This window comes from Thermocrinis jamiesonii (assembly GCF_000702425.1).
Classification (GTDB): Bacteria; Aquificota; Aquificia; order Aquificales; family Aquificaceae; genus Thermocrinis; species Thermocrinis jamiesonii.
In genome coordinates this window covers 60114-85739 of sequence record NZ_JNIE01000005.1, presented here as the reverse complement: position 1 = coordinate 85739, position 25626 = coordinate 60114, and the positions used below count along the sequence as shown (strand labels likewise).

The 25626-nt window shown below is 40.7% G+C and carries 29 protein-coding genes and 1 tRNA gene; 13 read left to right on the top strand and 17 right to left on the bottom strand.

Annotated elements, in window-relative coordinates:
* Positions 1 to 5: 5 nt before the first annotated feature.
* From gcvH (K217_RS0105865) to K217_RS0105805, 13 genes are all read right to left on the bottom strand, one after another.
* Entirely contained in the window at positions 6 to 452 is a 447-nt protein-coding gene (gene gcvH / locus K217_RS0105865; protein ID WP_029552195.1) for a glycine cleavage system protein H, read from the bottom strand.
* 24 nt (positions 453 to 476) lie between these two features.
* Positions 477 to 866, bottom strand: coding sequence for a DsrE family protein (locus K217_RS0105860; RefSeq protein ID WP_029552194.1), 390 nt, complete (start codon positions 864 to 866; stop codon positions 477 to 479).
* A complete protein-coding gene (locus tag K217_RS0105855) occupies positions 863 to 1120 on the bottom strand; it encodes a thioredoxin family protein (protein ID WP_029552193.1) in 258 nt (85 codons plus the stop codon). The genes K217_RS0105860 and K217_RS0105855 overlap by 4 nt, the downstream gene beginning before the upstream one ends.
* Positions 1121 to 1576, bottom strand: coding sequence for a glycine cleavage system protein H (gcvH, locus tag K217_RS0105850; RefSeq protein ID WP_029552192.1), 456 nt, complete (start codon positions 1574 to 1576; stop codon positions 1121 to 1123).
* Positions 1577 to 1585: 9 nt separating this feature from the next.
* Entirely contained in the window at positions 1586 to 2545 is a 960-nt protein-coding gene (locus K217_RS0105845; RefSeq protein ID WP_029552191.1) for a CoB--CoM heterodisulfide reductase iron-sulfur subunit B family protein, read from the bottom strand.
* Positions 2546 to 2558: 13 nt separating this feature from the next.
* On the bottom strand, positions 2559 to 3317 hold the full coding sequence (locus K217_RS0105840) for a 4Fe-4S dicluster domain-containing protein (protein ID WP_029552190.1): 759 nt from the start codon (positions 3315 to 3317) through the stop codon (positions 2559 to 2561).
* Positions 3318 to 3319: 2 nt separating this feature from the next.
* Positions 3320 to 4057: a hypothetical protein gene (locus K217_RS0105835; protein WP_029552189.1), complete on the bottom strand. Its 738-nt coding sequence runs from the start codon at positions 4055 to 4057 to the stop codon at positions 3320 to 3322.
* Positions 4054 to 5112, bottom strand: a complete 1059-nt coding sequence (locus tag K217_RS0105830) for an FAD-dependent oxidoreductase (protein WP_029552188.1) — start codon at positions 5110 to 5112, stop codon at positions 4054 to 4056. The genes K217_RS0105835 and K217_RS0105830 overlap by 4 nt, the downstream gene beginning before the upstream one ends.
* 53 nt (positions 5113 to 5165) lie before the next feature.
* Positions 5166 to 6530, bottom strand: a complete 1365-nt coding sequence (locus K217_RS0105825) for a heterodisulfide reductase-related iron-sulfur binding cluster (RefSeq protein WP_029552187.1) — start codon at positions 6528 to 6530, stop codon at positions 5166 to 5168.
* A 47-nt stretch (positions 6531 to 6577) separates the two neighbouring features.
* Positions 6578 to 7306 carry a 4Fe-4S dicluster domain-containing protein gene (locus K217_RS0105820; RefSeq protein WP_038028131.1) on the bottom strand — a complete coding sequence of 243 codons (729 nt, stop codon included), beginning with the start codon at positions 7304 to 7306 and terminating at the stop codon, positions 6578 to 6580.
* A 104-nt stretch (positions 7307 to 7410) separates the two neighbouring features.
* The gene (locus K217_RS0105815; RefSeq protein ID WP_029552185.1) at positions 7411 to 7827 is read right to left on the bottom strand and encodes a DsrE family protein; all 417 of its coding nucleotides are present in this window, start codon (positions 7825 to 7827) and stop codon (positions 7411 to 7413) included.
* A gap of 11 nt (positions 7828 to 7838) precedes the next feature.
* On the bottom strand, positions 7839 to 8369 hold the full coding sequence (locus K217_RS0105810) for a DsrE/DsrF/DrsH-like family protein (protein WP_029552184.1): 531 nt from the start codon (positions 8367 to 8369) through the stop codon (positions 7839 to 7841).
* A gap of 12 nt (positions 8370 to 8381) precedes the next feature.
* Positions 8382 to 8618 (bottom strand): sulfurtransferase TusA family protein, encoded by a 237-nt coding sequence (locus tag K217_RS0105805; protein WP_029552183.1) that lies wholly within the window; start codon positions 8616 to 8618, stop codon positions 8382 to 8384.
* A gap of 92 nt (positions 8619 to 8710) precedes the next feature.
* On the opposite strand from K217_RS0105805, the gene K217_RS0105800 reads away from it, so the two are divergent.
* Positions 8711 to 9658, top strand: a complete 948-nt coding sequence (locus tag K217_RS0105800; RefSeq protein WP_029552182.1) for an SAM-dependent methyltransferase — start codon at positions 8711 to 8713, stop codon at positions 9656 to 9658.
* On the opposite strand, the gene mobB is transcribed toward K217_RS0105800, so the two are convergent.
* On the bottom strand, positions 9624 to 10040 hold the full coding sequence (gene mobB, locus K217_RS0105795) for a molybdopterin-guanine dinucleotide biosynthesis protein B (protein ID WP_029552181.1): 417 nt from the start codon (positions 10038 to 10040) through the stop codon (positions 9624 to 9626). The genes K217_RS0105800 and mobB overlap by 35 nt on opposite strands.
* 30 nt (positions 10041 to 10070) lie before the next feature.
* Here mobB and secF point away from each other — a divergent pair, with 30 nt between their 5' ends.
* The 6 genes from secF to K217_RS0105765 all read left to right on the top strand — a co-directional run bounded on the left by secF (position 10071) and on the right by K217_RS0105765 (position 15136).
* On the top strand, positions 10071 to 10925 hold the full coding sequence (secF, locus tag K217_RS0105790) for a protein translocase subunit SecF (protein WP_029552180.1): 855 nt from the start codon (positions 10071 to 10073) through the stop codon (positions 10923 to 10925).
* Positions 10925 to 12109 (top strand): dihydropteroate synthase, encoded by a 1185-nt coding sequence (gene folP / locus K217_RS0105785; RefSeq protein WP_029552179.1) that lies wholly within the window; start codon positions 10925 to 10927, stop codon positions 12107 to 12109. Before secF ends, folP begins: the two co-directional genes overlap by 1 nt.
* On the top strand, positions 12096 to 12848 hold the full coding sequence (cdaA, locus tag K217_RS0105780; RefSeq protein ID WP_029552178.1) for a diadenylate cyclase CdaA: 753 nt from the start codon (positions 12096 to 12098) through the stop codon (positions 12846 to 12848). Before folP ends, cdaA begins: the two co-directional genes overlap by 14 nt.
* 10 nt (positions 12849 to 12858) lie before the next feature.
* Entirely contained in the window at positions 12859 to 13995 is a 1137-nt protein-coding gene (locus K217_RS0105775; protein ID WP_029552177.1) for an RNA polymerase factor sigma-54, read from the top strand.
* On the top strand, positions 13962 to 15044 hold the full coding sequence (locus K217_RS0105770; RefSeq protein ID WP_029552176.1) for a M24 family metallopeptidase: 1083 nt from the start codon (positions 13962 to 13964) through the stop codon (positions 15042 to 15044). Before K217_RS0105775 ends, K217_RS0105770 begins: the two co-directional genes overlap by 34 nt.
* Before the next feature lie 18 nt (positions 15045 to 15062).
* Positions 15063 to 15136 (top strand) — tRNA-Met (locus K217_RS0105765).
* A gap of 2 nt (positions 15137 to 15138) precedes the next feature.
* On the opposite strand, the gene K217_RS0105760 is transcribed toward K217_RS0105765, so the two are convergent.
* Both K217_RS0105760 and K217_RS0105755 read right to left on the bottom strand, forming a co-directional pair.
* The gene (locus K217_RS0105760) at positions 15139 to 16008 is read right to left on the bottom strand and encodes an AEC family transporter (protein ID WP_038028130.1); all 870 of its coding nucleotides are present in this window, start codon (positions 16006 to 16008) and stop codon (positions 15139 to 15141) included.
* On the bottom strand, positions 16001 to 16939 hold the full coding sequence (locus K217_RS0105755) for a DNA double-strand break repair nuclease NurA (RefSeq protein ID WP_029552174.1): 939 nt from the start codon (positions 16937 to 16939) through the stop codon (positions 16001 to 16003). The genes K217_RS0105760 and K217_RS0105755 overlap by 8 nt, the downstream gene beginning before the upstream one ends.
* A gap of 140 nt (positions 16940 to 17079) precedes the next feature.
* On the opposite strand from K217_RS0105755, the gene K217_RS0105750 reads away from it, so the two are divergent.
* From K217_RS0105750 to K217_RS0105730, 5 genes are all read left to right on the top strand, one after another.
* On the top strand, positions 17080 to 17301 hold the full coding sequence (locus K217_RS0105750; RefSeq protein WP_029552173.1) for a hypothetical protein: 222 nt from the start codon (positions 17080 to 17082) through the stop codon (positions 17299 to 17301).
* A 308-nt stretch (positions 17302 to 17609) separates the two neighbouring features.
* Positions 17610 to 19910, top strand: a complete 2301-nt coding sequence (locus K217_RS0105745; RefSeq protein WP_029552172.1) for a ribonucleoside-diphosphate reductase subunit alpha — start codon at positions 17610 to 17612, stop codon at positions 19908 to 19910.
* The gene (locus tag K217_RS0105740) at positions 19907 to 20533 is read left to right on the top strand and encodes an HAD family hydrolase (RefSeq protein WP_029552171.1); all 627 of its coding nucleotides are present in this window, start codon (positions 19907 to 19909) and stop codon (positions 20531 to 20533) included. The genes K217_RS0105745 and K217_RS0105740 overlap by 4 nt, the downstream gene beginning before the upstream one ends.
* A gap of 20 nt (positions 20534 to 20553) precedes the next feature.
* Positions 20554 to 21606, top strand: a complete 1053-nt coding sequence (locus K217_RS0105735; RefSeq protein ID WP_029552170.1) for an efflux RND transporter periplasmic adaptor subunit — start codon at positions 20554 to 20556, stop codon at positions 21604 to 21606.
* A gap of 8 nt (positions 21607 to 21614) precedes the next feature.
* Positions 21615 to 22835, top strand: coding sequence for a TolC family protein (locus K217_RS0105730; RefSeq protein ID WP_197017598.1), 1221 nt, complete (start codon positions 21615 to 21617; stop codon positions 22833 to 22835).
* A gap of 72 nt (positions 22836 to 22907) precedes the next feature.
* Here the strand turns inward: K217_RS0105730 and K217_RS0105725 are convergent, their stop codons facing one another.
* The gene (locus K217_RS0105725) at positions 22908 to 24296 is read right to left on the bottom strand and encodes a deoxyribodipyrimidine photo-lyase (protein WP_029552168.1); all 1389 of its coding nucleotides are present in this window, start codon (positions 24294 to 24296) and stop codon (positions 22908 to 22910) included.
* A 67-nt stretch (positions 24297 to 24363) separates the two neighbouring features.
* Between K217_RS0105725 and K217_RS0105720 the strand changes: the two genes are divergently transcribed.
* Complete coding sequence (locus tag K217_RS0105720; protein WP_029552167.1) at positions 24364 to 25626, top strand: TolC family protein; 1263 nt, start codon at positions 24364 to 24366, stop codon at positions 25624 to 25626.

Below are 25626 nucleotides of genomic sequence, written 5' to 3'. Positions count from 1 at the left end.
CTGTTTTATCCACACTTTATACCCTTTTCGTTGGCTACCTTCGTTAAAGCATCCACCGCTGCTTGTCCCGTCAAAAGGTTGTTTATCTCATCCGGGTTTGTTGGCTTTATCTTAACGATCCATCCTTGACCGTATGGGTCATCGTTTACCAAAGCAGGGTTTGTTTTTAAAGCTTCGTTGATTTCCACGATCTCTCCAGTTAAGGGTGTGGGAACCGGCCCTACCCATTTACCGCTCTCTATGGTCGCTACGCTTTTGCGTCTTTCTATGACCTTACCCACCTTTTTGGGTGTGTAAGCGACCAACCTTCCAGCCATTGCTGCGGCTATGGATGTTAGTCCTATGGTATAGGTGCCATCACCGTTGTCCTTTGCCCAGGTGAAGGCATTAGCCTCTGGGTCTACATCATAGAGCAAATCTTCTGGAATGTTGCATCCATTAACTACTGCCATACTACACCCTCCTTTTATAAGATTTTAAAATGTTAGCACTTTATCTGCCTCCATTGCCCTAAGGGCAAACTCACTGGCTGGCACAATACCGTCCAGCTCTGGAATAAGCTCTTCGGGTTTGTATCCCAAAGAGTCTATTGCTTGCTTGCAAGAATAAAACTTAACACCTGCCTGTTTAGCATCCTTCATAAAGTCATAGACAGTTTTTAATTTTTTCCCGTTGGGACTAAGACAATTTGGTTCCGCAGGGAGTATTTTCTCTGCCACACCTTTTTTTAAAAGCCTGGTTCCATCCATGTTAAAAAACATCTCTACATCCGCATCGTTAGAAGCCATTAAAGCTGCTATGTAAAAGGGGGAGGCACATCTCCAGGGAGTTTTTGGTCCGCTGGTCATTAGAATAATCACCTTCACGATTCTATTGCCCTCCTTGCTTCTTCTTCTGAAGGAACACCCACAAAGGTTAGCTTTCCGTCTATTATTGTGGAAGGCACAGCGCGCACCATAAGCTTCTTTGCCCACATCCTACCTTCAGGCTGGGCTACATCCAAAACCTCATACTTAAAACCGTACTCCTTTTGAAGCTTCTGCCAAAGAGCATCCGCATCCGGACAAGTAGCACACCACTGGGATACCAAAAGTATGACGTGCTTGTCCTTCGCTGCCATCTATGTACACCTCATACAGATTATATCCCATTCATCTATGTATTCTTTCATCTTTTCTATTGCCTGAGGTCCATAAAGCAAATCTTTTAAATCCCTTCCCAAATCCACAGGCTTCATTCTAACTATCCAACCTTCGCCATATGGATCGTAGTTTATTATATCAGGTTGTTCCAAAACCTTTTCGTTCCTATCCACCACTTCCCCTTCCACTAAGGCATTTATAGGTCCAGCCCATTTGCCACTTTCAAGGGAAGCAACTGGTTTGCCTTTTTTTATAAACTTACCTATGTCCTTTATACGGGCATGAAGCAAGCGCCCAGCGCGCACTTGCCCCACATCCGTCAAGCCCATAGTAACCGTTCCGTCTTCGTTTACCCTTAACCAAGTTTGGGTTTCTATCTCGTAATAAAGATCAAGTGGAATAATACATCCGTTGTATTCCCACTCCTTCTCCATATCTTAGCCTCAGGCCAAACCTAACCTTCTCAGCACGGGAAGAGGATCAGAAAGGTTGTCTTTGAGCTTTACGTCACTTGCGCTGTATCCAAAAGCTAAGCCAAGAAGCTGAGTAAAGTACGCCGCAGGTACATCCACATCTGGCACTCCCTTCATCATAAGCCTGTGTCTATACATCTCCAAGGAAGCATGGCACAGAGGACATTCTGTAGCTATTATATCCGCTCCATTCCTTTTAGCAGTTTGAAGGATCATCATCACAAACTTTTCAGAAACTTGCTCATCAGACAGAGAGTGAGGTCCTCCACAGCACTGAGTATGCATAGGCTCAAAGGGTACGCTGGTAGCTCCTGCCGCTTCCAATAAGGCGTTCATGTAGTATGGATGTTCGTCATCGTCCGCAGTTTCTCTCCTTCTGGGTCTTGCTTCCTCTTCCTGTCCTCCTGCGTGGGCGTAGGTTCTTGCGTAAAAGTGCGGTCTTGTATAAAGACAACCGTAATAGTTAGCAACCTTTAGACCTCTGAGTGGTTTTTTGGTTTTTTCCTTAACCTTTTGGGGACCTGCCTCGTGGTAGAACCACTCAAGAATGTGATAGGTTTGCGGTATTTTGTCCAATGGATCCACTCCACCTTCTTTCAGCAAAGCATTTACCTTTTCAAACACTTTGCTGTCAGTTTCTAAGAAGTATTCCGTTCTTTGCAGTGAGAAGGAACAGCCATTGCAAGGTGCCACTATCACATCATGCCCTTGCTTTCTTGCCAAAGACATGTTTCGGGCATTCAAGAGCAAGGTTCCCATAAAGGTTACGTTTTTTGACTCCATAGCACCACAGCAGTTGTAATCCTCTAAATAATCCAGTTCCAAACCAAGCTCTTTTGCTACTATTCTTGTAGAAACATCGTAAGCCCTTGCTGCACCTTCTAAGGAACAGCCAGGATAATACGCCACTTTTTTTCCTATAACACCCATTTTTAAACCTCCTTCAAGTTAATACTCCTTCTTCTTTCATAACCTTTCTTAGAACTTGTTTGAATTTGTTCCAGTTTTTGGTCCTTGGATGGAAGAGCATGTGCTTTGCGTTCAGTATAAGAAAATCCACATTCATAGACTTTATGGGCTTTAACACCAATTGCTTTAACCACTCTGGAGTTTCACCCATAAAAGGTATGGGTTTTTTGAGGATTGGGTCTTTAACCACTTTGTAACCTTGCTTTTCTATCCATCCAAAAAGTAGTTCTCCGTCTTCTATCCTTCCATATTCAAGCACGCTTTCTGTGAAGAACTTGTCAAACTTTTTGGAGGGATATTCGTCAATGAGTCCTTTCTTTGCCATAACCCTTAGGATAACCTTTAGCACCTCTTCCACAAGCACACCCTTTGGACACCTGTGGGTGCACTTATGACAGGACACACATCTCCACATTACATCCGCCCTTTTTTGAAGCTCATCTATCAACCCAAGCCTTGCCAAGTATATAAAGTGTCTTGGGTTGTATCTTTCGTCCCAATAGTTGTGCACAGGGCAAGATGCGGTGCAGTAAGAACACTGATAACACTGAACTATAGTCTTTCCGTCGGGAGACTCCATTATCTCCTTTGCAAAGTCAAGGTCGTAGTCGTTTATCACTCTTGGGAGGATGATCAGGTTCCAGTCTCCTGACACATCCACCCCGTCAATAACAAGTCTTTCTTTCCTTACAATTCTTTCTGGCTCTACCAAGCTTCTTTCGTGTATAGCCATGTTTAAACCTCCAACTTAATGTTTTCTGGTCTTTGGACCCCCAGGAGCCTCCTTGCCATAACGCCAGCGGGAGGGAAAAATCCCTTGGCACTGTGCATGGTAGATAAAGTCATGTAATCAACGTAAGTGGCGTATATCATGGCAAGGAAGATATCTACGAACAGATAGCCTTTAACTTTTATACCAAAGTCTAAGAGCTTTTCTTGAATTTGCTTGTAGATCTGCTCAAACTCCTCGTAAGTTTCTCCGTACATGTGCCTTTTGGGTGGTTCCTCTTTTAAGAAGACCACCGCACCACTTTCGCTTTCTGGATCCCATATCCAACTGGTCCAAAGAACGTAATCTTCTGGGAAGGTAAAGTGCAAAAGTTCAGAGGCCAGGTCTTTGGCTGCTTTTCTATCCACACCCCTTATGGACTTTACAAAGTTTTCCACCCTTTCTTCCCAGCTGTTTGCCTTTCCATAAAGCAGGTCGCTTATTGCCCTCTTCAGATTCTCCACACCCGTCTCCTCTATCAACCTTTGCCTTTTCCTTCTTACGGAAAAAACCTTTTCTAAGAGTTGGTCCAGATCTTCCTTGCTCAAAGAAGCAAGCCTTTCCTTGCTGAGGGTCTTTTGAAAAAACAGGGACTTGGCAAGGAGGTCCTTGTAAAACTCTTGGACAAACTCCTCACCTTCTCCTAAGATCTTTATCAAATAGTCCCTTACCAAAAAATCGTCTAAGGTAGTAACCTTTCTCATACAGTCACCTTTGCATTAAGAAACGCAGCAGCCTCTGCTCCTGCAGCTTCACCCTCAGAGAGAGAAGATTCTATATCTATGGGACCTTTACAGGCTCCAGCTATAAATATACCAGGCTTGTTGGATATTATGTTAGAGCCTGATTCTTCAGAAGGAATTAAGAACTTGCTGTCTGGGTCCTGGGCGAGTCCAAGGATCTTGGCAACCTTCTTTGTGCCTGCAGAAGGTTCCATTCCAAGCACGAGAACCACAAGGTCCATGGGAACCTCGGAGGGTCTTTGAACTATGGTGTCCTCATGCTTTACCCTTAACCTTCCGTCCGCAGGGCTGTAGGTGATTTCTGCAATCCTACCTCTGACATACCTAACACCGTATTGTTCTTGAGGTGCCCAATAGAAAGGATACTCCCAAGTGCCGTAGGTCCTCACATCCATGTAATAGCAGAAAACATCTACATCTGGATAGTGCTGTCTTATCTCCATTGCCTGAAGTCCAGACAGAGCGCAACCGTATCTACAGCAGTGCACGTTCGTTACCCCAAGCTGTCTATCCCTGGAACCTACGCAGAACACAAAGGCTACCCTCTTTGGAAGCTGACCGTTGGAAGGTCTGTAAAGCCTTCCTTCTTTGGAGAACATTTGCTCAAGCTCTAAGTTGGTTATCACGTCTGGATAAAGTCCGTATCCCAGCTCTCCCTTTCTTCTGGGGTCAAAGTGTTCAAAACCAGTTGCAACTACTATTGCACCCACTTCGTGAGTTTCACCGTTGGAAAGTTTGACTCTGTAGCTTCCGGGTTCTCCTTCGCAGGCTTCTAGTTCGGTTCTTAACTTCACCTGCACGTTTGGATTGCTCTCCACTTCCCTTATGTAGGGACCCAGCACTTGCTCCGGCTTTAGCTTTCTGGGTATTAGCGTGTGGTAGTGATTGAGCACAGGGTTACCACCCAGCCTGTCTTCCTTTTCCAATAGGATGGTTTGGATGCCAAGCCTTCCGAGAATCCTCGCTGCACCCAAACCTGCAGGACCGCCACCTATAACCAATACACTCTTTGCCATAACAAAACCTCCAAAAGTTGTTTATAAAATGGGGGCATAGCCCCCAAAAAAGCTTAGGACTTAAACAGCGGTATGTTGGCAGTGGCAGAAGCTTTCGGCTTTCCGGTGGAAGTTCTGCTGTAAGGCTCGTAAAGGTCATACTCCTTGAAGAATTCCATAAGCTCGTCGTATTTGCCAGCCTTTTCAAGCTCGCTTATGTACTTGACCGTGTCTTCCCACTCTTTCTTTAGCTCTCTCCAGTTGGTTATACCCATCTTTTCAAGGAGTGGTTCATAATTAGAGCAGTTCCAGTAAAGTTGGACCACTTTAAACGGATGTGCTCCACAAGCCAACGCTGCAAACATAACATCAGACATAACCGCTACCGGGTAATACATCCCGTGAGCTTTTCCTATCCATTGGTTCTTTTCAAAGGTAGTGGTGCATCCTGTATCGTGGGTTACTATCAGGTCCGCCTTAACCTCTTCTGCGATTACTTTGAGTTTTCTTTGAATAGCCATAGACCTGGTAAATTCTCTTTCTGTTAGAATGTGCCTGAAACCAAAACCACAACAGTCATACCAGGTAGAGTAATCCACCACTTGTGCTCCTAAGGCTTTCACCACAGCGGTAGATGCAGCAGGTCTTTGACCGTTATAAACCTCTGGATCATAAGGATAGTCATCTGCGATCATTTTGTAGGTATGGCATGCGTTGTGTATGGCAACCCTCACGTTTGAAACATCTATTCCTTTTGCCTTTCCTTCTTTTTCGTACAGCTCTTTTATGTGGTAACGCATTGCATGGACCCACTCGGAGTAATGAACTATTTCCTGAGGAATGACTATTCTTCCATCTTCAGTGAGCCTTCCCAGTTTCTTTAGAATAGGCTTTACCGCATCTCTGAGTTCTTTGTTCATTATGAGCTGTTCTCTAGTTTCTTTGTAAGAACCAAAGGAAGTTCCACAGTGAATGAGCGGATAGTATCCTGTTTTCCAAGCTTGGTGCATGTTTCTGAGCCAAACTGCTGCAAGGGCTACCGGGTTAGAAGTGCCAGAACCGTGATAGTTCCAAGCGGTGCAGGAGGTTTGGTGTGGCTCGTTTAGATAGTCAAGTCCAAACTTGTTCATAAACCAGAAAATTGACGCTGGATATCCGGGAATGTTTCCACATTGCCCACAGGACTTATGATGCCAAAGTTTGTTGGTGGGAATAAGCTTTATCCTTCCAGTCCTTGTATAAACCGCTATAGGCTTGTGTTCTTCTGTGATCCTGTGTATGAGAATTTCTCCTTTTGCTTCCAGCTCTTCCATCATTTCAAAGATGTGGTCGTAATGGGCGTCGTGTTCCTTTACGGGAAAGGGTGGCTCTTCGGGGTATCTGAGAATACCCCCACGGCTAACGTAACCCCATTTAGACTCTAACTTGGCATGTGCCATGATAAACACCTCCTTAAGTTTTTTGGGCTTTAAACCCTTTTGTAAGCTTACTCTTCTTCTCCATAGAGCTCTTCGTACCTTTCTTCGTTTTCTTCTACGATGTCCATAATGACGTTGTACAGATTTGGGTCAAGTTTTTCAAGCATTTCAAAAATACCAGTTTCTCTCCAGATGGTGTACATTTCTATGGCAGTCTCCAGAGAAACTTCCCATGCGGTTTTGACGGATTTTCCTACGTCAAAGGGTATAGCAAGCCTTTTGGCTCTTAGGTTTTCCATGTTGTCTGCCATCTTTGGACCCCAGTCCGGGAAGAAGTCTGGCTGAAGCATGTCCGCAGAGAGCTGGTTTCCTGTTGTCATGACCTTCAGAAGAACCCTTCCGTAAGGTTTTAGAAGGTCCTTTGTAGCCTCAAAGGCATTCCGCACAGCAACCTCTCTCATTATGGCAACTAATCCACCTGGATTATTCACAAAGGGACACCTAATCCAACAGGTAAAACACTGAGAGCATGCCCATATGTATTCGTGCATCATATCATATAGCACTTCCACGTCGTCTTCCAAAAACCTCTGAACTATTTCCCTTGGAGAATAATCAAAGAATCTATTGGAAGGACAGGATGCGGTGCATACGCCACAGTTGAGACAGCCAAAGATGTACTCCTTAAACCTAAAATCTGATTTTACCTCTTCTATGATCCTAACCTTTTCCTCCCAAGGAACCATTTTGGTTTTTTCAGAAATGGGTAGGTTGTATCCATAGTTGTGGCCATCCATAGCATAACCTCCTACGCTTTATAAACTTATGAAAAACTTCGAAAAAATCAATTAAGTTTTGCTTATAAATATATAAAGATTTGCTTATAAATACGCCAAAAAAATTATAGGGTAATAACCGCATACTCGCCACTCATAAGCTTGTCCAAGAAGGCCGCACCACCTATTATACCGTCGCACAGTTCAGGGTTTACGTCTTCTTTCTTATAGATATCTGTTAGGTCCAAAGAAGGCACGCAAAGGTAGATCTTCACGCCTGCTTCCTTAGCCATCTTTATAAAATCATAAACTGTTTGCTCCACACCAGGTCTTACCTTAACCTTTTTGGCATTATCCCTCATAAGCAGAAATCCAGCCTCAGACGTTATGACCATCTCCACTTCGTAATCCATAGTGGTGGCGGCAGTTGCCAAGAAGAATGGCGCACCTGCCTGTGGGTTGATAAGCTCACCAGTGGTTGGCTCTGCCCTTTCAAAAAAAGGCACAGTGAGGATGTAAAAAAGCAGCTTTTCGTAAGCCATATGTCTCCTCCTTACACAAAGATTATCATCGGTTTTTCGGAATCTAAGACGTAATTAAAAAATGTTGCCGCACCTGCAGGAGGTTCAAGACCATCTATAAGGTCCTCATATTTGTAGCCGAAAAGCTCCATAGTCATTTGGCAAGGTATTAACTTTACGTCCGCTTCTTTACAAGCTTCCAAAAGTTCTGGAATACTGGCTACGCCATGCTCTTTTATGGTTTTTTTCATCATATAAGTCATAAGGTCCGTCATACCCGGAATGATACCCATTATCTGTGGAGGACCTGGAAATATGGAAGATATAGCGTTGGTAATTGGGTTTTGCATGGAAGGTGGAAAAGCCATAGGCATTGCTGGATTGCCTATGGGGGCAATCTTTAGCTGGTGCATCTTTTGCTTGTGGATGATGTTTAGCCCGTAGAAGGTGAAGAATATAGCGGTTTCCACACCAAGGGATGCGGCTGTAGAAGCCAGTATTAACGGCGGATAAGCCATATCGAGTGTTCCCTTTGTAGCTATTATAGCCAGTTTTTCTGGCATATCTATCCCTCCCTATTTCTTCCTTACGTAGAAGATTATCTTACCGCCTTCTTCTACAACTTCTAATAACTGATGTCCCGTCCTGTTGCAGAAAGCGGGTATGTCCGCCTTAGCTCCTGGATCTGTGGTTATTATCTCCAGCACTTGACCAGATTGAAGCTCTTCCAAAGCCTTTTTTGTCTTTAATACTGGAAGAGGGCAATTTAGACCAGATGCATCTAAGGTTTTGTCAGGTGTAACTGTAGCCATCTTAATACCTCCTTAAGGTTTAATAAACTATTATAAATCCTGCAAAGCTTGTATTCTAATAGAAATTCTTTATGCTATTATAAGTTAAGCTTATGAGAAAGAGCTTCTATCAGTTTATGAAAGAAAAATCCCTTAGATATTATACAGAGTGCGAAGATATAGGGAAAGACTTTTTTACCTCTCCTGAGCTTGACAGTATATTTGGGCACGCTATCGGAGAACTGATCTTTAAGCTTATTGGAGACTACAAAAATCCCACCATACTTGAGCTTGGGGCTGGCAGGGGAACTCTTGCCTACGATATACTGAGTTTTTTAAAAACTAACCATCCCAGTTTTTTTGAAAGGATAAGGTATCTTATATACGACTTTAGTCCAAAGCTCAGAGAAAGACAGAGGCAAGTTTTAAAGGTTTTTGAGGATAAAGTTGGCTGGGTAGATGAGCTTCCATCCTTCTCTGGCTTGGTGTTGTCCAACGAATTTTTTGACTGTTTTCCAGTAAAGTTGGTAAAAGATGAAACTGAGCTTTACTTAGAAGACGGAAAAGAGGTTTGGTTGCCTTTAAGTGACGAAAGGGTTAAACAGTACATGACGAGGTTGAACCTAAGAAATCCCGGTGTGGTTTATGAGATCTGTTTGGATTGTGTGGATTTTTTAGAGAGACTCTCAAAGAGCTTAAAAAAGGGCTTCATACTTACCATAGATTATGGATACCTTGAACCGCCTGCTTTGGGTACAGTGATGGGATACAAAGGACATAGGCTCGTAAAAAACTTGTATTCAGAAGAGGTTTTTGACATAACCGCAGGTGTAAATTTCAGAGCTTTGATGGAGTATGGAAAGGACTTTGGCCTTGAGGTGGTCTTCTTTAAAAATCAGAGGGACTTTCTTCTTTTTTCTGAGGTTTTCAAAAGGGAGTTGGAACGTTTGACCGAAAGACAAGATCCAGAAAGCATAGAAAGACTTTCAAGGATAAAGACAATGCTTATAAGCATGGGAGAAAGGTTTAAGGTTCTTCTTCAGAGAAAATGTAGTGCATAATTTCTTCAAAGTTTTTTTCGTAAGCAGGAAAGCCCTCCAGCTCTTGGCTTAGGCTTATCCTCTTAAAACCCTTCTTTGACTTCCAACCTTCCAAAAGCACGAAGTCAAAATCTGGAAAAAGCCTTTTTGCTATATCCTCTATATCCTCTTCCGTCCTTTCATAAACTGTTAGTTTGTTTTGAGACAGAATAGCTACTTTGGGTAGAATGCTAAAGAGTCTGTGAGTGTCGCTACCTTCTTTGTCTGTAAGTGCGTGACCCTTAGGATCGTGTTTTATGTATGCTACTTTATATCCCATTTCCTTTAGTTTTTTGGACACTTTCTCTATTAGCGTAGTTTTCCCACTGTTGTGATGGCCAACGAAGAAGATAAGATTGGGCATAGCGGTTATTAATGTTAAACTAATTTCTTAATGATAGAGTTCATGAGATACAGAAATTATGCCTATGCGGTTTCCTTAACACTTGTGCTGTTGTCTGTTTTTTTGATCTTTTGGAAAGGTCTAAACTTAGGTTTGGATTTTACTGGGGGAACCCTTATTGAGGTAAAGTTTGAAAAACAGGTTAGCTTGGGGGAAATAAGGAAGAGATTGGAGGAAGTTGGTATTAAAGCCTTTCAAGTTCAAGATACTGCTCAGGGCACAGTTATAATAAGGCTAAGGCTTGATGAGCCAAAGGATAAGGCTATTTCTTCCCTCAAGGGCTTTGGAGAACATCAAGTGCTTAGAGTAGAAAGCATAGGAGGGGTCATAAGTAAAGAGCTAAGAAGCAAAGCTCTGTGGGCCATAATAACAGCCCTTCTTGGGATTCTTGTGTATCTTGCCTATAGGTTTGAACCAATTTGGGGTTTAGGTGCCATTCTTGCCTTAGCCCATGACGTTGTTATCGTAGTAGGAGCCTACTCTTTAACTCAACTTGAGGTTAGTTTGGATGTTATAGCTTCTGTGCTGATAGTTGCTGGGTATTCGGTAACCGATACGGTGGTTGTTTTTGACAGAATTAGGGAAAATCTGAGGATCAGGAAAGGTTTAAAGCTAAAAGAGGTCATTGACCTGTCTATAAATCAGACTCTTTCGAGGACAATAATGACCTCTGTAACCACCTTTGTTGTTTCAGCAGTGCTTTTTGCCATTGGAGGTCCTGCACTCTCTAAGGTGATATTTGCCTTTGTGGTGGGTGTGGTGGTAGGAACGCTATCTTCTATATTTGTAGCAAGTGCTTTTGTGTTGGATATAAAAAGACTGGTGGTAAAAGAAGAAGTGACCTGATGCTTTTGATCAAAGAGTTTGACGATAAAGACAATTTTTATAGGTTTCTGAAGGAAAGGGTTGGTGTTTTTTTTAAAGAGGCCGAACAGAGAAGTTTTGAAGGTATTCATAGGGTTGTCTATTTGGAAAAAGACTTGGATCCTTCAAAGGTCTTTGAATGCGCTCGGCAGGCGGGAGTCCATGCCTTTTTTAACGAGAAAAAGTTTGCCCTTTCTGGGACAGAAGCGCAGATAAGACAGTTTTGTGGTTGTCTTTCTGCATACTACAAGGATCTCTCCGTTCAAATTTTGGAGGCGCTCATAAGATACAGAAAAAAGTCCTTTAAGCTTCAGTATAACTACAAAATCTTACCCTTAGGCATAAAGACTGCCATCATGGGCGTGCTAAACGTTACACCGGACTCTTTTTCTGACGGTGGGCTGTATTACGATAAAAACACCGCAGTAAAAAGGGCGGTGCAGATGGTGGAGGAAGGAGCAGACATAATAGATATAGGGGGAGAATCCACAAGGCCCGGATCGGAAAGAATAGATGAAGAGGAAGAGCTAAGAAGAATTTTGCCCGTTTTGAGGGAAGTAAGAAAAGAACTACCAAAGGTTTGGATATCCATAGACACCTACAAAGCAAGCGTAGCCAAAGTGTGCTTAGAAGAAGGGGCGGACATGATAAACGACATAAGCGGTGGAACTTTTGATGAAAGGATGTATGATGTGGTATCTAAATACAACTGTCCTTACGTCATAAACCACATAAAAGGAAGGCCAGAAGACTGGAAGAAAATGCCTATAGTTTATGACGATGTGGTTTATGAATCCATTCAATGGTTTTGGGAAAGGATAGAGAACTTAAAGGCTAAAGGCTACAGAGGAAGTTTTATCTTGGACCCGGGCATAGGTTTTGGGAAACTACCAGAGCACAACGTGGAGATAATCAAAAGGTTTAACGAATACAGGATCTTTGGGGCACCGCTTATGATAGGGGTCTCAAGGAAGTCCTTCATAGGTTTGATTTTGGAGGGGCTTTTGAAAAAGAAGACAGAGCCAAAGGAAAGGTTATACGGAAGCTTGGGAGCCCTTGCCCTTGCAGTTATAAAAGGAGCGCACATAGTAAGAGTGCATGACATAGCACAAACAAGAGAATTTCTTGCCCTATTGGACACGGTTAGAACCTATGGAGATTTTTAAATTCTTCTCTTACAAAGATATCTTAGACATACTCGGTGTTTCTGTAATCGTCTATACAGTCCTTTACTTTCTCAGGATAACCAAAGGGATGCAAATACTTAAGGGATTGATCTTGATTGCCATAGTTTGGGCCATAGCGTTCTTTTTAGACCTGAAGGCGGTTTCCACCATCTTTGAAAAGTTTTGGACTGTGGGATTGTTTTCCCTTATCGTAATCTTTCAGCCGGAGATCAGAAAAGCTCTTACCAGGCTTGGGCAAGCTACAAAGTTTTCTCCTTCAAGTTCTGTAGAAGAAAGGGTCATTGAAAGAATAGTTCGTGCATGTTCTTTTATGTCCGAAAGACAAATAGGAGCTTTGATAGTGATAGAGAGAAATCAGGATTTAGAGCCACTGTTGGAGGGATGTGTCAAGCTTGATGCGATTGTCTCAATAGAGCTAATTATAACACTTTTTGACCCTTTGACTCCTTTGCACGACGGTGCGGTGGTCATCAAGGGAGATCGTATAGCTTATGCGTCCTGTGTCCTTCCTCTCTCTAAGTCCCAAGACATACCAAAAAAATACGGCACAAGACACCGGGCTGGTTTAGGTATATCGGAAGAATCGGATGCAGTATCTATAATAGTTTCTGAAGAAACTGGAGAGATATCCGTAGCGGTTGGTGGCAAACTTCACAGGAACTTAGACCCAGAAGGGCTAAAGTTATTGCTCTTTAAAGAGTTGGGAGTTAATAAATAAATTTAAATTTATGCAGCTCAAACAGGTCCTCAAGACGAAAACTAACCTGGCGGTATTGCTCGGACCCCAACTAAAACTTTTGAGCAAAAGTATTGGTGCCCTCCTTGAAGAATTGGAGAAGGAAGAAAAGGAAAACAGCTACGTAATTCATTTTTCCGGTAAAAGACTCAGAAGTTTTTTCTACGAAAAGTTACCCTTGGCAGAACCTCCAGCACGGCAACAACTTTGGGAAAGTATCTTAAACCAACTAAGAGTAGAGCTGGATGAGTTTGAGTTTGAAATAGCTCAGGCTATTCTTGAGAACTTGGACGATAGGGGCTTTTTTGTGGGAAGTGAGGAGGAGATTGCAAAACGTTTTAATGTCCACAGGGATGTGGTAGAAGATATTAGAGAGTTTATTATGACCGAACTGGAGCCCGTTGGCATTGCATCAAAAGACTATCAAGAATTCATCTTAGTTCAGATAAAGGAGATGTACCCGGAAAGGCCTGAACTTTTGGAAAGGATCGTTGAATACTTTAAAACTGGTAAGATGTATGAAGATTTAAAAAAATTTCTGCAAAATCTTAGGCTTATACCCTTTGACTATGTGGATGTAATATACAGCGGAGGAAGTGTGGATATAGTCATCGAGAGGGATCAGGAGGATTGGCTTATATTTTTGGCAGATGATTTTGTGGAGTTTTCTGTAGATGACAGAGCGCCGAACACAGAAGAGGAAAAAGAAAAGAGAAACAGAGCACTAAGGATAAGGGAAATTTTACAGATGAGAAGAAGGATCCTTAGAAAGTCTGCAGAGCTTTTAGTTGAAAGGCAAAAGGAGTTCTTGCTTGGAAAGGGGCCTTTAAGGGCATTGAATCTTGGAGAGCTGGCTCAAGAACTTAACGTAAGTCTTTCAACAGTAAGCAGGGTGGTGTCCAACAAGTATGTTAAAACTCCGGTGGGCGTTTATCCTTTAAGGTTCTTCTTCCAAAGGAGGACAAAGGATGGGCTTAGCAAAGAGGAAATACTTCATGCTATGAAGGAGATTTTAGCGGAGGGGAAAAGCTTGAGTGATGCCAAAATCTGTGAGTTTTTAAGAGAAAGAGGGATAAACATTGCAAGGAGGACGGTATGCAAATACAGAAGGATGTTAGAGAGAGGATAAAAAAACTTCTTGTAGAGCACAGGTTGGACGGTTTTCTCTTTAGCTCTCAGGCAAATGTGCTCTACATTTCAGGATTTAGATCCTCAAATGCCTATGTTCTTGCTACTGCTGAAAAATTCTACTTTTTTACAGACGCAAGATACTATGAGAGGGCAAAGCAGAAGCTTAAGGAAAGTTGGGAGCTTGTGCTTTTAGAGTCAAAACCTCTAAGGACCATAAAGCAAACTATAAAAAATCAGGGGTTAAAGGTTGTAGGTTTTGAGAAGGATAGGGTAAGCTGTGCCCTCAGGGAGTCTCTTAGGTCCAAGGGAATAATCTGGAGAGGCTTTTCTAACTTCATAGGCAAGCTTAGAGCTGTCAAAGGGGAAGAGGAAATAAACGTAATGAGGGAAGGTGTGAGAAAATCTGACGAAATATACAGAGAGCTTTTGAGTTTCATAAAGCAGGGTATGAGCGAATTGGAGGTAAGATCCTTTATAGTGAGTAGAGCGCTGAGCTTAGGAGCCTTTGGCGAGAGTTTCCCTGCCATCGTAGCTTTTAAGGAAAGTTCTGCGGTGCCTCACTGGGAAACATCCAACAGAAGAATAGAGGGAAAAGGTCCCCTTTTGATAGACATGGGCATTCTTTACAATCACTACTGCACAGATTTTACAAGAACTATTTTCATAGGGAAGGCGGACGATGAATTCAAGAAAGTATATCAAATAGTCAGAGATGCCCATCTTTACGCCTTAGAGAAGGTAAAGGTTGGAACGCCAATAGGTGAGGTGGATAAAGCCGCAAGGGATTACATAAAGAGAAAGGGATACGGAAAGTATTTTACCCACAGCACTGGGCACGGTGTGGGTATAGAGATACACGAATTTCCAAGGGTTTATTCCAAAGGAAAGGATGCATCTGTTCCCATAGAAGAGGGTATGGTTTTTACTATAGAGCCCGGTATATACTTACCTGGAAGGTTTGGAGTAAGGCTTGAGAACATGGTGGTTGTCAAAGGTGGAGTAGGAAATGTGCTTTCGGAGATCTCCCTTGACCTTGTGGAGATTTAAGATATAATAATTTCTATACGCGGGGTGGAGCAGCCTGGTAGCTCGTCGGGCTCATAACCCGAAGGTCGCGGGTTCAAATCCCGCCCCCGCAATATTAAAGGAAGTGATTCATAATTTCCACTACAAATTGCACATACACAAAGCTAAGCATCATCCCAAAGCTTACAGCAGAAAAGGCAAAGTTTGGGTTTAGGTTATACCTAAGTGCAAGCACTGCAGAAAACATCATAGGTGGCATTGCAGATTCCAATACAGAAACTTTTGCAGCAACTTCTGGCAACTTAAAAAGCTTTACCACAGCGAGCGAAACAAAAAAGCTTACAAAGATTTTTACAAATACTGCCAAGAAAGAAAGCTTAAGATTCTTTTTTATTCCCATTAAATCAACGCTTAAACCTAAGGCAAAGAGTACTACAGGTAGTGTGGATAACGCTACAAAATCCAAAGCTTCAGCTAAGGTGGGGGGTATTTCAAAAATCTTTATTAAACCGAGAACCAATCCTAAGAAGGGTGGAAATAGGAGAACTTCCTTCAGGTTAGGCTTACCGCTGGCAATCATAATACCCAAGCTGGATACTAACAAAAAGGAGCCGATGTTGTCGTAGATTATGGCAATCTGCAACCCTTCTTGTCCAAAGTAGGTGTAAGCGTAAGGATAGCCGAGAAAGGCGGTATTGCCAAAGGAGGACACTAAAAGAAAAGTTTTTGTATCTTTACTGCTTAGTCTTAGTAGCTTTGCGATGGTAAAAGCAAAGAACATACAAGCCAGTATTGAGATCCAAGCAACAGAAGAAACCTTTAGGATATCTGCGTTCATCTTTATATCGTATCCCGCTTTGAAGGATAGAATGGGCAAAGAAAAGAAAAGGACATAGTCTATAAGCACCCTTTCTTGTCCTTTTTTGAATACTCCAATATGTTTTAAAAGGCTTGCGCCAAACACGGGAATGATTATTTCAAGCATTTGGAAAAGCTTCTTGTAGTTTTCTCTTTGCCATGTATGGCAAACCAAGATGTTTTCTTAGGGCATCTTCCAAATACTTTATGGGCAACAGATTTTGAGGAGATCTTGTATCCTGAAAGGGACTGCTTGCATACAAAGGTAGTAATCCTGCGGTCCAATCTGCGATCTTTTTTACCTTTTCAAAGTCTTGTTCCCTGAACATCTCTATTCTTACCAAACCACCCATCCCTTCACTATCGTTAAGCTTTACATACCAAGTATACTTCTCCCACTCCTGTTTTTCCTCAATCTTTTCTTGGTGATGGACCTTTATAATGGGTGTCCTCTCCCCTTTCTTTAGTTCTTGGAGTAAATAAGCATATTCCCTGCTTACAAAAAGTTTTTTCATAGTCTTTATAATTCCTATGCAGTTAGCACCTTTTATTTTATACCTTAGCGTGCCATCGCATACTATTAAGTCTGGCTTTTTCTTATCCCACAAGCTTTTTGCCACCTTCGCCTCCTCTTCCCTGAGCAAACCCAAAAGACCCAAAGATAATTCAGTGTCCATGATAATTTTTATCTCATAGTCTAAGTTTTCAAAAGCCTTTTCCTCTATTGGACCGTTTATAGCAAAGATCTTCTTGACCGTTGTTTCACAAAGTGCATCTTTCAAAAGGTTTAAACTGTTCGTTTTTAGAAGGATTGCCCCAGCTCCAAGGGTAGCAAAGACACCTCTGTAGGAAGTTTTAGCCCTATCGTCCCATACGTAAGCCATGTAGTCTATACGCCTAACTCCATCCACAAAGGCTATGGTAAAACCTTCCTCCGGCAGATAACCTTTATAGGGGCGCTCTTCTTCAGCCAAGCCAGCAAATTGTTCAGACTCTTCGTATTCAATAGATTCTATATCTTCCACTTCCCATGCCTTCAGGCTTACCTTATATACCATCTTTCATTTTCTCCGATTACTGTTTTGCCTGTGATGTCTATGAAAGCTGGAAATAAAGGCATAAAAATTAAGTATAGTACAAAAAGAGGCTGTTCGAAAAAATCCTTCAGGCAGTGCTGAGTAGTTATAATAAAAGCCTGATGTATGTAAGCGTGCAGTTTAAACTTCAATTGAATAGTCCTGACAGAAAAAAGCTTTTGGAATTAATGCATAAGCGATCATCTGTCATAAGATCAGCTTATAAACTGCTAAAAACCAAAAACTCCCATAACCAAATATACCAAAAGCTAAGACAACTTTTTCCTGACCTACCTACCAGATACATAGACTCTGCTATCTACAAAATGCTTGGCAAGTTCTGAAGTCCGCCCTCCTCTTCCCTGTTCTTAGAAAGGTTCTACCAAGGGACCTTTCTCCTCTTCCGCTTGTGCTTGTGGAAGCCCTGTGGGACAGGATGAGGAGAAGGTTAGTTCCCTTAGAGGTTGGGGGGACGTCCCAATGAGGGGATTTTTTCGAACAACCTCAGTACAAAAATCACGGGAAAACCAAAATGTAGAGTGTGAGCTTTGTTACCTATGTGATTAGCCTCTTTGAAAATGCCCTCTCAAAGAAGTTATAAGGTTAAACTAAAAAACACTTCATAAAAAAATGGATTCCAAGGAGGTGGCACATGAAGGTTATCAAAAGATCTGGTTCGGCTGAAAAACTTGATATATCAAAAATTCGTGTAGTAATAGATTTTGCATGTAAAGGTTTGAGAGTGGATCCGATGGAGCTTGAGCTGGATGCACAAATTCAGTTTAGAGATGGCATAACAACAAAAGAAATTCAACAGCTTTTAATAAGAACTGCCGCTGAAAAAGTTTCTCCCGAAAACCCTGATTGGACTTTTGTTGCAGCAAGATTGCTTTTGTATGACTTATACAAAGATGTAGGGCATCTAAGAAACTACAAAGTAAAAGACAAAATAAACGGAAAATACAAACCATACAATCCTGAAAGTTTTTATCAACTTATAAAAACCTACACAGAAAAAGGTATATACGGAGAATATTTGCTCAACAACTATTCAAAAGAAGAAATAGATGAGCTTGCAAAATACATAAAACCTGACAGAGATCTGCTTTTTAATTACACAGGTATAAAAGTGCTTTTTGATAGATATTTGGTTAGAGATGAAGAAGGGAGAGTTATAGAGTTGCCACAAGAAATGTATATGCTTATTGCGATGACGCTTGCTATTCCTGAAAAGAAAGAAGAAAGATTAGTGTATGCAAAACAATTTTACGATTTACTTTCTAAGCACGAAGTATCTCTCGCAACGCCTACTTTAATGAATGCAAGAAGACCGCACACTCAACTTAGTTCTTGTTTTGTTTTAACTGTGGATGATGATTTGTATGATATTTTTGATAATGTTCAAAAAGCAAGTCAAATATCAAAGTTTGCAGGAGGTCTTGGTGTATATCTTGGTAAAATAAGAGCTACAGGAGCACCAATTAGGAAATTTAAAGGAGCAAGTTCAGGAGTTATTCCAATAGTGAGAATTCTTAATGATGTGATGGTTTATGTAGATCAACTTGGTATGAGAAAAGGTTCTGCGTCAATAACTCTTGATATATGGCACAAAGATGTTCTTGACTTTTTAGAAGTAAAAACTAATGTAGGAGATGAAAGAAAGAAAGCTCACGATATACATCCTGCGATAGCTATACCTGATCTTTTTATGAAAAGGCTTAAAAATCGTGAAAATTGGACACTTTTTGATCCATACTACTGTAAAAATGTTAAAGATGGTAAAAATCTTGAAGATTTTTATGGAGAGGAATTTGAAGAGCTTTACTTAAAACTTGAAAAAGAACTGCCAGATTATGCAAAGAAAACTATTCCTGCCTTTGAACTTTGGAAAAGATTATTAACAGTTATTTTTGAAACAGGAGAACCATATATATTCTTTAGAGATACTGCAAACAAACTAAATCCAAATAAACACTGTGGAATGATTTATTCGTCTAATCTTTGCCATGAAATAGTGCAAAATCAAAGTATAACTAAACATATATCAGAAACACTTTCTGAAGATGGAACTATAACTCATACGAAAAAATCTGGCGATGTAGTAGTGTGTAATCTTGGTTCTATAAATCTTGGTAAAGTTTGGAAAAAAGAAGACTTAGAAAAGGTTGTACCATTGCTTGTGCGTATGCTTGACAATGTTATTGAAATGAACTTTTATGCGATAAAAGAAGCAGAATATACAAACAAACGCTACAGAGCTATAGGTATAGGAGTAAGCAACTATCATTATTGTCTTGTAAAAAATGGTATTCAGTGGGAAAGTGAAGAACACTTAAAATTTGCTAACGCACTTTTTGAAAGAATAGCCTATTATGCTATAAAAGGCTCTAATCAACTTGCAAAAGAAAGAGGTAAATATCCATTGTTTGAAGGTTCAGATTGGAGCAAAGGTATATTCTTTGGAAGAACTGCCCAAGAAAATCAAAAACTATCTGAAGAAAATAAAAACTATCTTGATTGGATAAATTTGGCAGAAGAAGTTAAAAAGTATGGAATGAGAAATGCTTACTTACTTGCGTTAATGCCTACAGGTTCTACATCGCTTATTATTGGTGCAACTCCTTCAATTGATCCAATTTTTGCAAAGTTTTACAAAGAAGAAAACATGTCAGGCATACTTCCACAAGTTCCACCAGAAATAGACAAATACTTTTGGCACTATAAATCTGCCTACAACATAAACCAAGAGTGGTCTATAAAAGCGGCCGCTGAAAGACAAAAATGGATAGACCAAGCTCAAAGTTTAAACTTGTTTATAGATCCAGAAAACATAGATGGCCCAACTCTTTCAAGACTTTATGAACTTGCTTGGGAACTTGGTCTGAAGACGGTTTATTATTGCAGAAGCAAAAGCTTAACTGATATAGAAGAGTGTGAAAGTTGTGCAACATGAGATTGATAGAGCTTGTTATTTTTGACCTTGATGGCACTTTGGTAGATTCTGCACAGGATATAGCCTTACACGTTAATAAACTTTTATTGGAGCTAAAAGGTAAAGCGGTTCCTCTGGAAGAAATCAAAAGCAATATAGGAGACGGTGCAAGAAACCTTCTGATGAATTTCTTCAAGCCCGAGGAGTTAGAGCAGGCTTTGGAAATGTTCCTGTCCAATTACAGGGCAGAACCTGTGGTATATTCCAAGCCTTACGAAGGTATAATGGAAACGCTTAAAGGACTTTTAGAGAGGGGCGTTTTTCTTGCGGTCGCTACAAACAAGCCTCATGACATAACCCTAAAGGTGCTTGAAAAGTTAAATATGCTTGATTTCTTCCACGAAGTGATAGGAGCAGATGTTCTGCCAGAGAAGAAGCCTTCCCCTATGCCCCTTTTGGAGATAGCAAAAAGGTTGAAAGTAGAGCCTGCAAAAGCACTTATGGTGGGAGATTCAAAAACTGATATTGAGGCAGGTATAAGGGCTGGTATGAAAACAGCCCATGTCAGCTGGGGATACAAACCGCCAGAAATTACCCCCGACTATACACTAACCCATCCTTATCAGCTTTTGGAGCTAATCTAACATGTTATAATCTTTCATAAATGTTGGCTCTCCTTTTCTTCATTCTATTGGTCTTTTCCTGTGCCAAAAATGAGACAAAAAATAATTCCCAAAAGCCAACAGAAAAAACGGTTATAACCACCTACACCCTATCTTCCCAAGAGGTACAGCTGTATTATCAGACCAAAGGATACTTTGAAGCTTTTAAGGACGTTTTCTTAAAACCAGAGGTTTCCGGTAGAGTAGTAGAACTTTACGTTGAGGAGGGAAGCTTTGTCAAACAGGGACAGCCTCTTTTGAGGATAGACTCCTCCGAATACGAGAATACCTTAAGACAGCTGGAAGCTCAACTGGCTCAGGCAAAAGCAAACTATGAAAATCAAAAGGCTTTGGTGGAAAGAAGAAAAATGCTCTTTGAGAGAGACCTAATAGCCAAAGAGGAGTACGAAAACGCCTTGGTCCAGCTGAGAGTTCAGAAAGAGCTAATAAACTCCATAAACGCTCAGATAGCAAACATAAAACTCCAGCTTTCAAAAGCGACCCTGAGAGCGCCCTTTTCTGGATACATAGCCCAAAGGTTGGTGAGCTTAGGCGATTATGTGACTACCCAAACCCAAACTTTTAGGCTTGTTACCTTGGACCCTATAAAAGTAGTTTTCCAAATACCTCAGGAGTTTGTTTCTTTTGCAAAGCTTGGAACTTTGGTTGATGTGGAAGTGGATGGTGTTGGCGTTTTCAAAGGTTCTATAATCTTTGTCTCTCCTGTGGCGGACCAAAGCAGGTTAATCACACTAAAGGCAAGGTTGGAAAACTCAAAAAATCTTCTAAAGCCCGGTATGTTTGCGGTGGTTAGTTTGCCAACGGAAAAAGTCTCTGCCTTTGCGGTGCCAGAAAGGGCATTAGTCCTTAGAGGAACAAAGAAAATAGTATGGAAGGTGGAAGAAGGCGGTAGCGTGGTTCCCGTGGAAGTGCAGGTGCTCAGACAAGAAAGGGCAATAGCTTACGTAAAGGGGGACCTTCAGGATGGGGACAGAATAGCCCTCGAAAATGCTTCCATACTTAGAGAAGGTGCAAAAGTGGAGATAAAACAATGAGTTTTTTAATGCTTTTTCTTTTTTACCTTAGCCTTTCCTTTGCGATCACCATAGAGGAAGCTGTTGAGATAGCAAAAAAACAGGCAAATCAGATAAAGCTTTCGGAAATTGAGATAAAAAAAGCTGAAGAGCAGTTAAGAAAGGCCAAGGCTAATATTTTACCTCAGGTTAGCCTTTCGTATAGCTACAACTACTTAGGTCAGGATTTAGCTCTTGGTGCTACACCTAACAACAGGCACACAGCGGTGTTTCAGATAAATCAAACCGTTTTTGACAAGACAATCTTTGAGCTTATAAAGTCAGCCAACATTCAAAGGGAGCTTCAGATCCTTCTAAAGGAAGATGTGGAAAGAACCTTAGAGTATGAGGTAAAGGACCTTTTTTACGCCCTGCTGTATAGAAAAACACTTATCAGCTTGTATGAGGAAAACCTTCAATACTGGCAGGCAAACTACAAAACCGTGGAGGCAAAGTTTAACGCCGGGATTGTGCCAAAAGTTGAGTTGCTAAGGGCATTGTCCCAACTTCAGCAAGCAAAGGCTCAGTTGGAACAGGCAAAAGGAGAATACCTACAGGCACTGGAAGAACTAAAGTCCCTTCTAAGGTTGGAAAAGCTCTCCGACCCAGAGGGCATTTTGGAGATGAGGCAAGTAGAATTAGACCAAGAGAAACTATTTCAAGCCCTTTTGGAAAAGAACTCTACCCTAAGAGCTTCCAGAAAGGCTGTGGAGTTGGCTGAGAAAAATGTAGAGTTGAAAAAGGCTCAGTATTACCCAACCCTCAGCGCTTCCGCCTCCTATCAAGCATTCACGGGCAGAAAGGATCTAAGAGGAAACACAGAGTGGTTGAGCGGATATTCTTTTGGCATAAGCCTAAACTACAGGCTCTTTGACGGATTTTCAAGAAAGGCAGATGTATCCTTAGCTGAGCTTGAACTGCTAAAGCAAAGAGAAAATCACCTGCAGTTAGAATACAACCTAAAAGCTACTTTGAATAAAGTTCTCATTTCCCTAAATTCCATAACATCGCAGATAAACGCAGTAAAAGCTTCCTTGGAAACCGCTCAGGAGGCTTTGAGGTTATCCACCGAAAGATACAGGTTAGGAATAGCAAGTCAGTTGGAAATGCTTGAGTCCAGAGCAAACTATAACAATCTGCTTGCAACCTATTACTTTTTACTCTATCAACAAAATTCCACACTTGCTCTTTTAGAAAGGCTTGTGAAATGAAGGTTTTAGGTGATTGCTCAAAATATTCCACCTTACTCTTTCTCTTCTTCATCACAAAACCATTACAAGCACTCAAATTTTTATTCTTTTTACTTTTTCAACATATTTTTTTATATCAAACTTAGATTCTAAGCCTGATGCACTCATATATCTAATTTTCCCAAAGATTTTTCTTTCTTTCCAGGGTCTGTCATAGGTTCCAAAACACCAAGATATTCCAGCGTAACTATTTGGATCTCTTCCGTCAAGCTCGTATTTATCATTAAGATAGCACGCTATATCAAAAGCTTGTTTTGGATCTTCTGTCCATTCAATGATTTTTTTACACCAATACATTCTCATGTAGTTATGCATCTTTCCAGTTTTTAAAAGCTCTAATTGTGCAGCATTCCAGTATTCATCGTGAGTTTTTGCATTTTCAAATTCTTCCAATGTGTACACATACTCTCTTTTGTCATTTTTATGTTCTTCTAATGTTTTTTTAGCCCAATCTGGAATACCTTCGTACTGGTTGTAGTTTGGATTGTAGTAGCAGAAGTTCCTTGCAAGCTCTCTCCAAACTATCAATTCGTTGAAAAAGCTGTTTATATTATCATCAACATGTTTGTAGTTTGAAAGTATTTCTAAAACAATTTCTACCGGAGAAATCTGACCAAAGTGTAGGTAGGGGCTAAGATTTGATTGATAGTCAAGTTCTGGATGAGATCTATATTCTTTGTATTTAAAAAGCTTATTTTCTATGAACTCTTTCAAAAATCTTTTTGCTTGAGTGTAACCACCTACAAAGGGTGACAAACTCACGCTTTTATCTATACTAAGTTTATCTATAATCTCTAAAGAGTCTTTCAAAGTTAATTCATTTACTTTAAAATCAAAATTAATAGATTTTATTTTCGGTTCTCTTGCACTTAGTGGGATCAAATACGAGCTTAAAAGGCTATAGATTTTACGTCTAAAGTTAAATGCATACAATTCTTGCTTGTAGGATACGATTTCTACAGGAACGCACACGTCAGACTCTACTTGAAAGACTGGTATTTCTAAGCTATCTGCTATATTTTTTTGAAGCTTTCTAAAATATTTTAGATAAGGTTTATCTGTAATCAAAGCAGCAGAGTCTTTTGATAGCTCTATAACTCTTTGCTGTACATCTTCTACTTTTTCTATAACGAACCTTATACCTCTATCTTCTATAAATTTTTTTGCTTCTAACACACCATCTAACATAAATTTGTAATATCTTATGTTAGAAAACTTGTATCTATCTGTTATTGGAAAGTAAACTAAAAGAGGTTTTTTAATTTTATTTGATAACTCTATAGCAAATTCAAGACCATGATTGAAATTAGCTCTATGGCTATGGGCCATCCAATAAATAATGTACTTCTTAGTTCTATCGATAGTTTTATCATTTATTAGTTTTATTCTATTTCTAAATGCTAAATCATGATCAAATTCCATTCTTTCCTCCTATTTAAAATATTTTATAGACGATAAAGATGGTGTATTTATACTGAGGTGGAATAAAATGAGGAATCACCAGGTTTTATTTTTCATTCTCGTCATGCTTACAGCCTCTTTTGGAAAGTCCTTAGATTACGTGCTTGAGAAAGCCATAGAGAGAAATCAAGAACTTGAAGCTCTAAGACAGGAAATCCTTTCCACAAATGCCTCTTTAAATGCCCAAAAACAGCTCTATCTTCCGGAATTTTTCATAAACTACAGGTTAAGCTACAGCTCCCAAGAGCAAAGTCTAAGCGTACCCTTTGGTTTAGAGGTAAAAAGCTCAAAACAAAGTTATAGCCTATTTCAGGGAGGGATAAGGTATGTGCTCTTTGACGGAGGAACAAGGGCAGGTATAGTGGAAAGCTCTGCTTTGGAACTAAAAGTAAAGCAACTCCTCTACGAGGAAAAACTTGGAAGTCTAAGGCTGGAAGTGATACATGCCTACTTGGACACGCTGTCTGCAAAGGCGGTTTTGGAAACTATAAGAAAGCAAAGGGAAGTTGTAGAACTTCAGTTAAATACCGCTCAGGCTTTTTACGAGAAGGGATTGGTAGCCATAACGGATGTTTTGCAGGCAAGGGTTAGGCTGGCAGAGGTAGAAAGAGAGCTGAGAAAGGCAGAAGGAAACTATAGATTGGCGTTGGCCAATCTTTCCAGAATTTCTGGTTTGCCAGAAGAAGAACTTACAGACCTTGAAGAGCCAAAATCAAACGTAGAGTTAAAGCCTTTGGACTATTATCTTCTTTACGTAAGAGATAGAAACATTCTGAAGGCCCAAAGGGAAAGAATAGACATTTTTAAAGCTCAAAAGAAACTGGCAAGAAGCGGGTTCTTTCCAAAGCTCTTTTTTGAAGCATCTTACACTTACACAGACCAAAACCCAGCCATCAGACCTAAGGGTATTTTTAGCTTTTCTGCAGGCTTGAACCTAAGCTTCCAGGGTATAAAGCCTTACTATCAAGAAATGTCTGCAGGCTACATGGAGCTGAAGGCACAAAGGGAATACGAGGATCTTCTCCAAAAAGTGGTTTTAGAGGTTAAAAAAGCCTACGAGGACCTGCTGACTTCAAAGGACAACTTAAGAGTTTCTGAAGAGGCCTTAGCCTTTGCGGAAAAGTTCTTTGAGCTTTCAAAGGAGCAGTATCTGAACCAACTTATAAGCCAAAGGGAGCTTTTAGAAGCCGAAGCCAGTCTTACAAAAGCGAGGGTTGATAAGATAGTTTCTTATTATCAACTGCTAAAGGCTTATTATACTCTACTATTTGTTTCTGGTTTGGAAAAGTAA

Bases quoted from the DNA above. Each gene is read 5' to 3' on its own strand.
- K217_RS0105815 (WP_029552185.1), bottom strand. From the start codon at position 7,827: ATGGCTTACGAAAAGCTGCTTTTTTACATCCTCACTGTGCCTTTTTTT.
- K217_RS0105805 (WP_029552183.1), bottom strand. From the start codon at position 8,618: ATGGCTACAGTTACACCTGACAAAACCTTAGATGCATCTGGTCTAAAT.
- cdaA (WP_029552178.1), top strand. From the start codon at position 12,096: ATGGAGATTTTTAAATTCTTCTCTTACAAAGATATCTTAGACATACTC.
- K217_RS0105750 (WP_029552173.1), top strand. From the start codon at position 17,080: ATGTATGTAAGCGTGCAGTTTAAACTTCAATTGAATAGTCCTGACAGA.
- K217_RS0105825 (WP_029552187.1), bottom strand. From the start codon at position 6,530: ATGGCACATGCCAAGTTAGAGTCTAAATGGGGTTACGTTAGCCGTGGG.
- K217_RS0105755 (WP_029552174.1), bottom strand. From the start codon at position 16,939: ATGGTATATAAGGTAAGCCTGAAGGCATGGGAAGTGGAAGATATAGAA.
- K217_RS0105770 (WP_029552176.1), top strand. From the start codon at position 13,962: ATGCAAATACAGAAGGATGTTAGAGAGAGGATAAAAAAACTTCTTGTA.
- mobB (WP_029552181.1), bottom strand. From the start codon at position 10,040: ATGCCCAATCTTATCTTCTTCGTTGGCCATCACAACAGTGGGAAAACT.
- K217_RS0105810 (WP_029552184.1), bottom strand. From the start codon at position 8,369: ATGCCAGAAAAACTGGCTATAATAGCTACAAAGGGAACACTCGATATG.
- K217_RS0105855 (WP_029552193.1), bottom strand. From the start codon at position 1,120: ATGGCAGCGAAGGACAAGCACGTCATACTTTTGGTATCCCAGTGGTGT.
- K217_RS0105735 (WP_029552170.1), top strand. From the start codon at position 20,554: ATGTTGGCTCTCCTTTTCTTCATTCTATTGGTCTTTTCCTGTGCCAAA.
- K217_RS0105840 (WP_029552190.1), bottom strand. From the start codon at position 3,317: ATGGCTATACACGAAAGAAGCTTGGTAGAGCCAGAAAGAATTGTAAGG.
- gcvH (WP_029552192.1), bottom strand. From the start codon at position 1,576: ATGGAGAAGGAGTGGGAATACAACGGATGTATTATTCCACTTGATCTT.
- K217_RS0105820 (WP_038028131.1), bottom strand. From the start codon at position 7,306: ATGGATGGCCACAACTATGGATACAACCTACCCATTTCTGAAAAAACC.
- folP (WP_029552179.1), top strand. From the start codon at position 10,925: ATGCTTTTGATCAAAGAGTTTGACGATAAAGACAATTTTTATAGGTTT.
- K217_RS0105745 (WP_029552172.1), top strand. From the start codon at position 17,610: ATGAAGGTTATCAAAAGATCTGGTTCGGCTGAAAAACTTGATATATCA.
- K217_RS0105760 (WP_038028130.1), bottom strand. From the start codon at position 16,008: ATGCTTGAAATAATCATTCCCGTGTTTGGCGCAAGCCTTTTAAAACAT.
- K217_RS0105775 (WP_029552177.1), top strand. From the start codon at position 12,859: ATGCAGCTCAAACAGGTCCTCAAGACGAAAACTAACCTGGCGGTATTG.
- K217_RS0105835 (WP_029552189.1), bottom strand. From the start codon at position 4,057: ATGAGAAAGGTTACTACCTTAGACGATTTTTTGGTAAGGGACTATTTG.
- K217_RS0105800 (WP_029552182.1), top strand. From the start codon at position 8,711: ATGAGAAAGAGCTTCTATCAGTTTATGAAAGAAAAATCCCTTAGATAT.
- K217_RS0105845 (WP_029552191.1), bottom strand. From the start codon at position 2,545: ATGGGTGTTATAGGAAAAAAAGTGGCGTATTATCCTGGCTGTTCCTTA.
- K217_RS0105725 (WP_029552168.1), bottom strand. From the start codon at position 24,296: ATGGAATTTGATCATGATTTAGCATTTAGAAATAGAATAAAACTAATA.
- K217_RS0105720 (WP_029552167.1), top strand. From the start codon at position 24,364: ATGAGGAATCACCAGGTTTTATTTTTCATTCTCGTCATGCTTACAGCC.
- K217_RS0105830 (WP_029552188.1), bottom strand. From the start codon at position 5,112: ATGGCAAAGAGTGTATTGGTTATAGGTGGCGGTCCTGCAGGTTTGGGT.
- K217_RS0105740 (WP_029552171.1), top strand. From the start codon at position 19,907: ATGAGATTGATAGAGCTTGTTATTTTTGACCTTGATGGCACTTTGGTA.
- K217_RS0105730 (WP_197017598.1), top strand. From the start codon at position 21,615: ATGCTTTTTCTTTTTTACCTTAGCCTTTCCTTTGCGATCACCATAGAG.
- secF (WP_029552180.1), top strand. From the start codon at position 10,071: ATGATAGAGTTCATGAGATACAGAAATTATGCCTATGCGGTTTCCTTA.
- gcvH (WP_029552195.1), bottom strand. From the start codon at position 452: ATGGCAGTAGTTAATGGATGCAACATTCCAGAAGATTTGCTCTATGAT.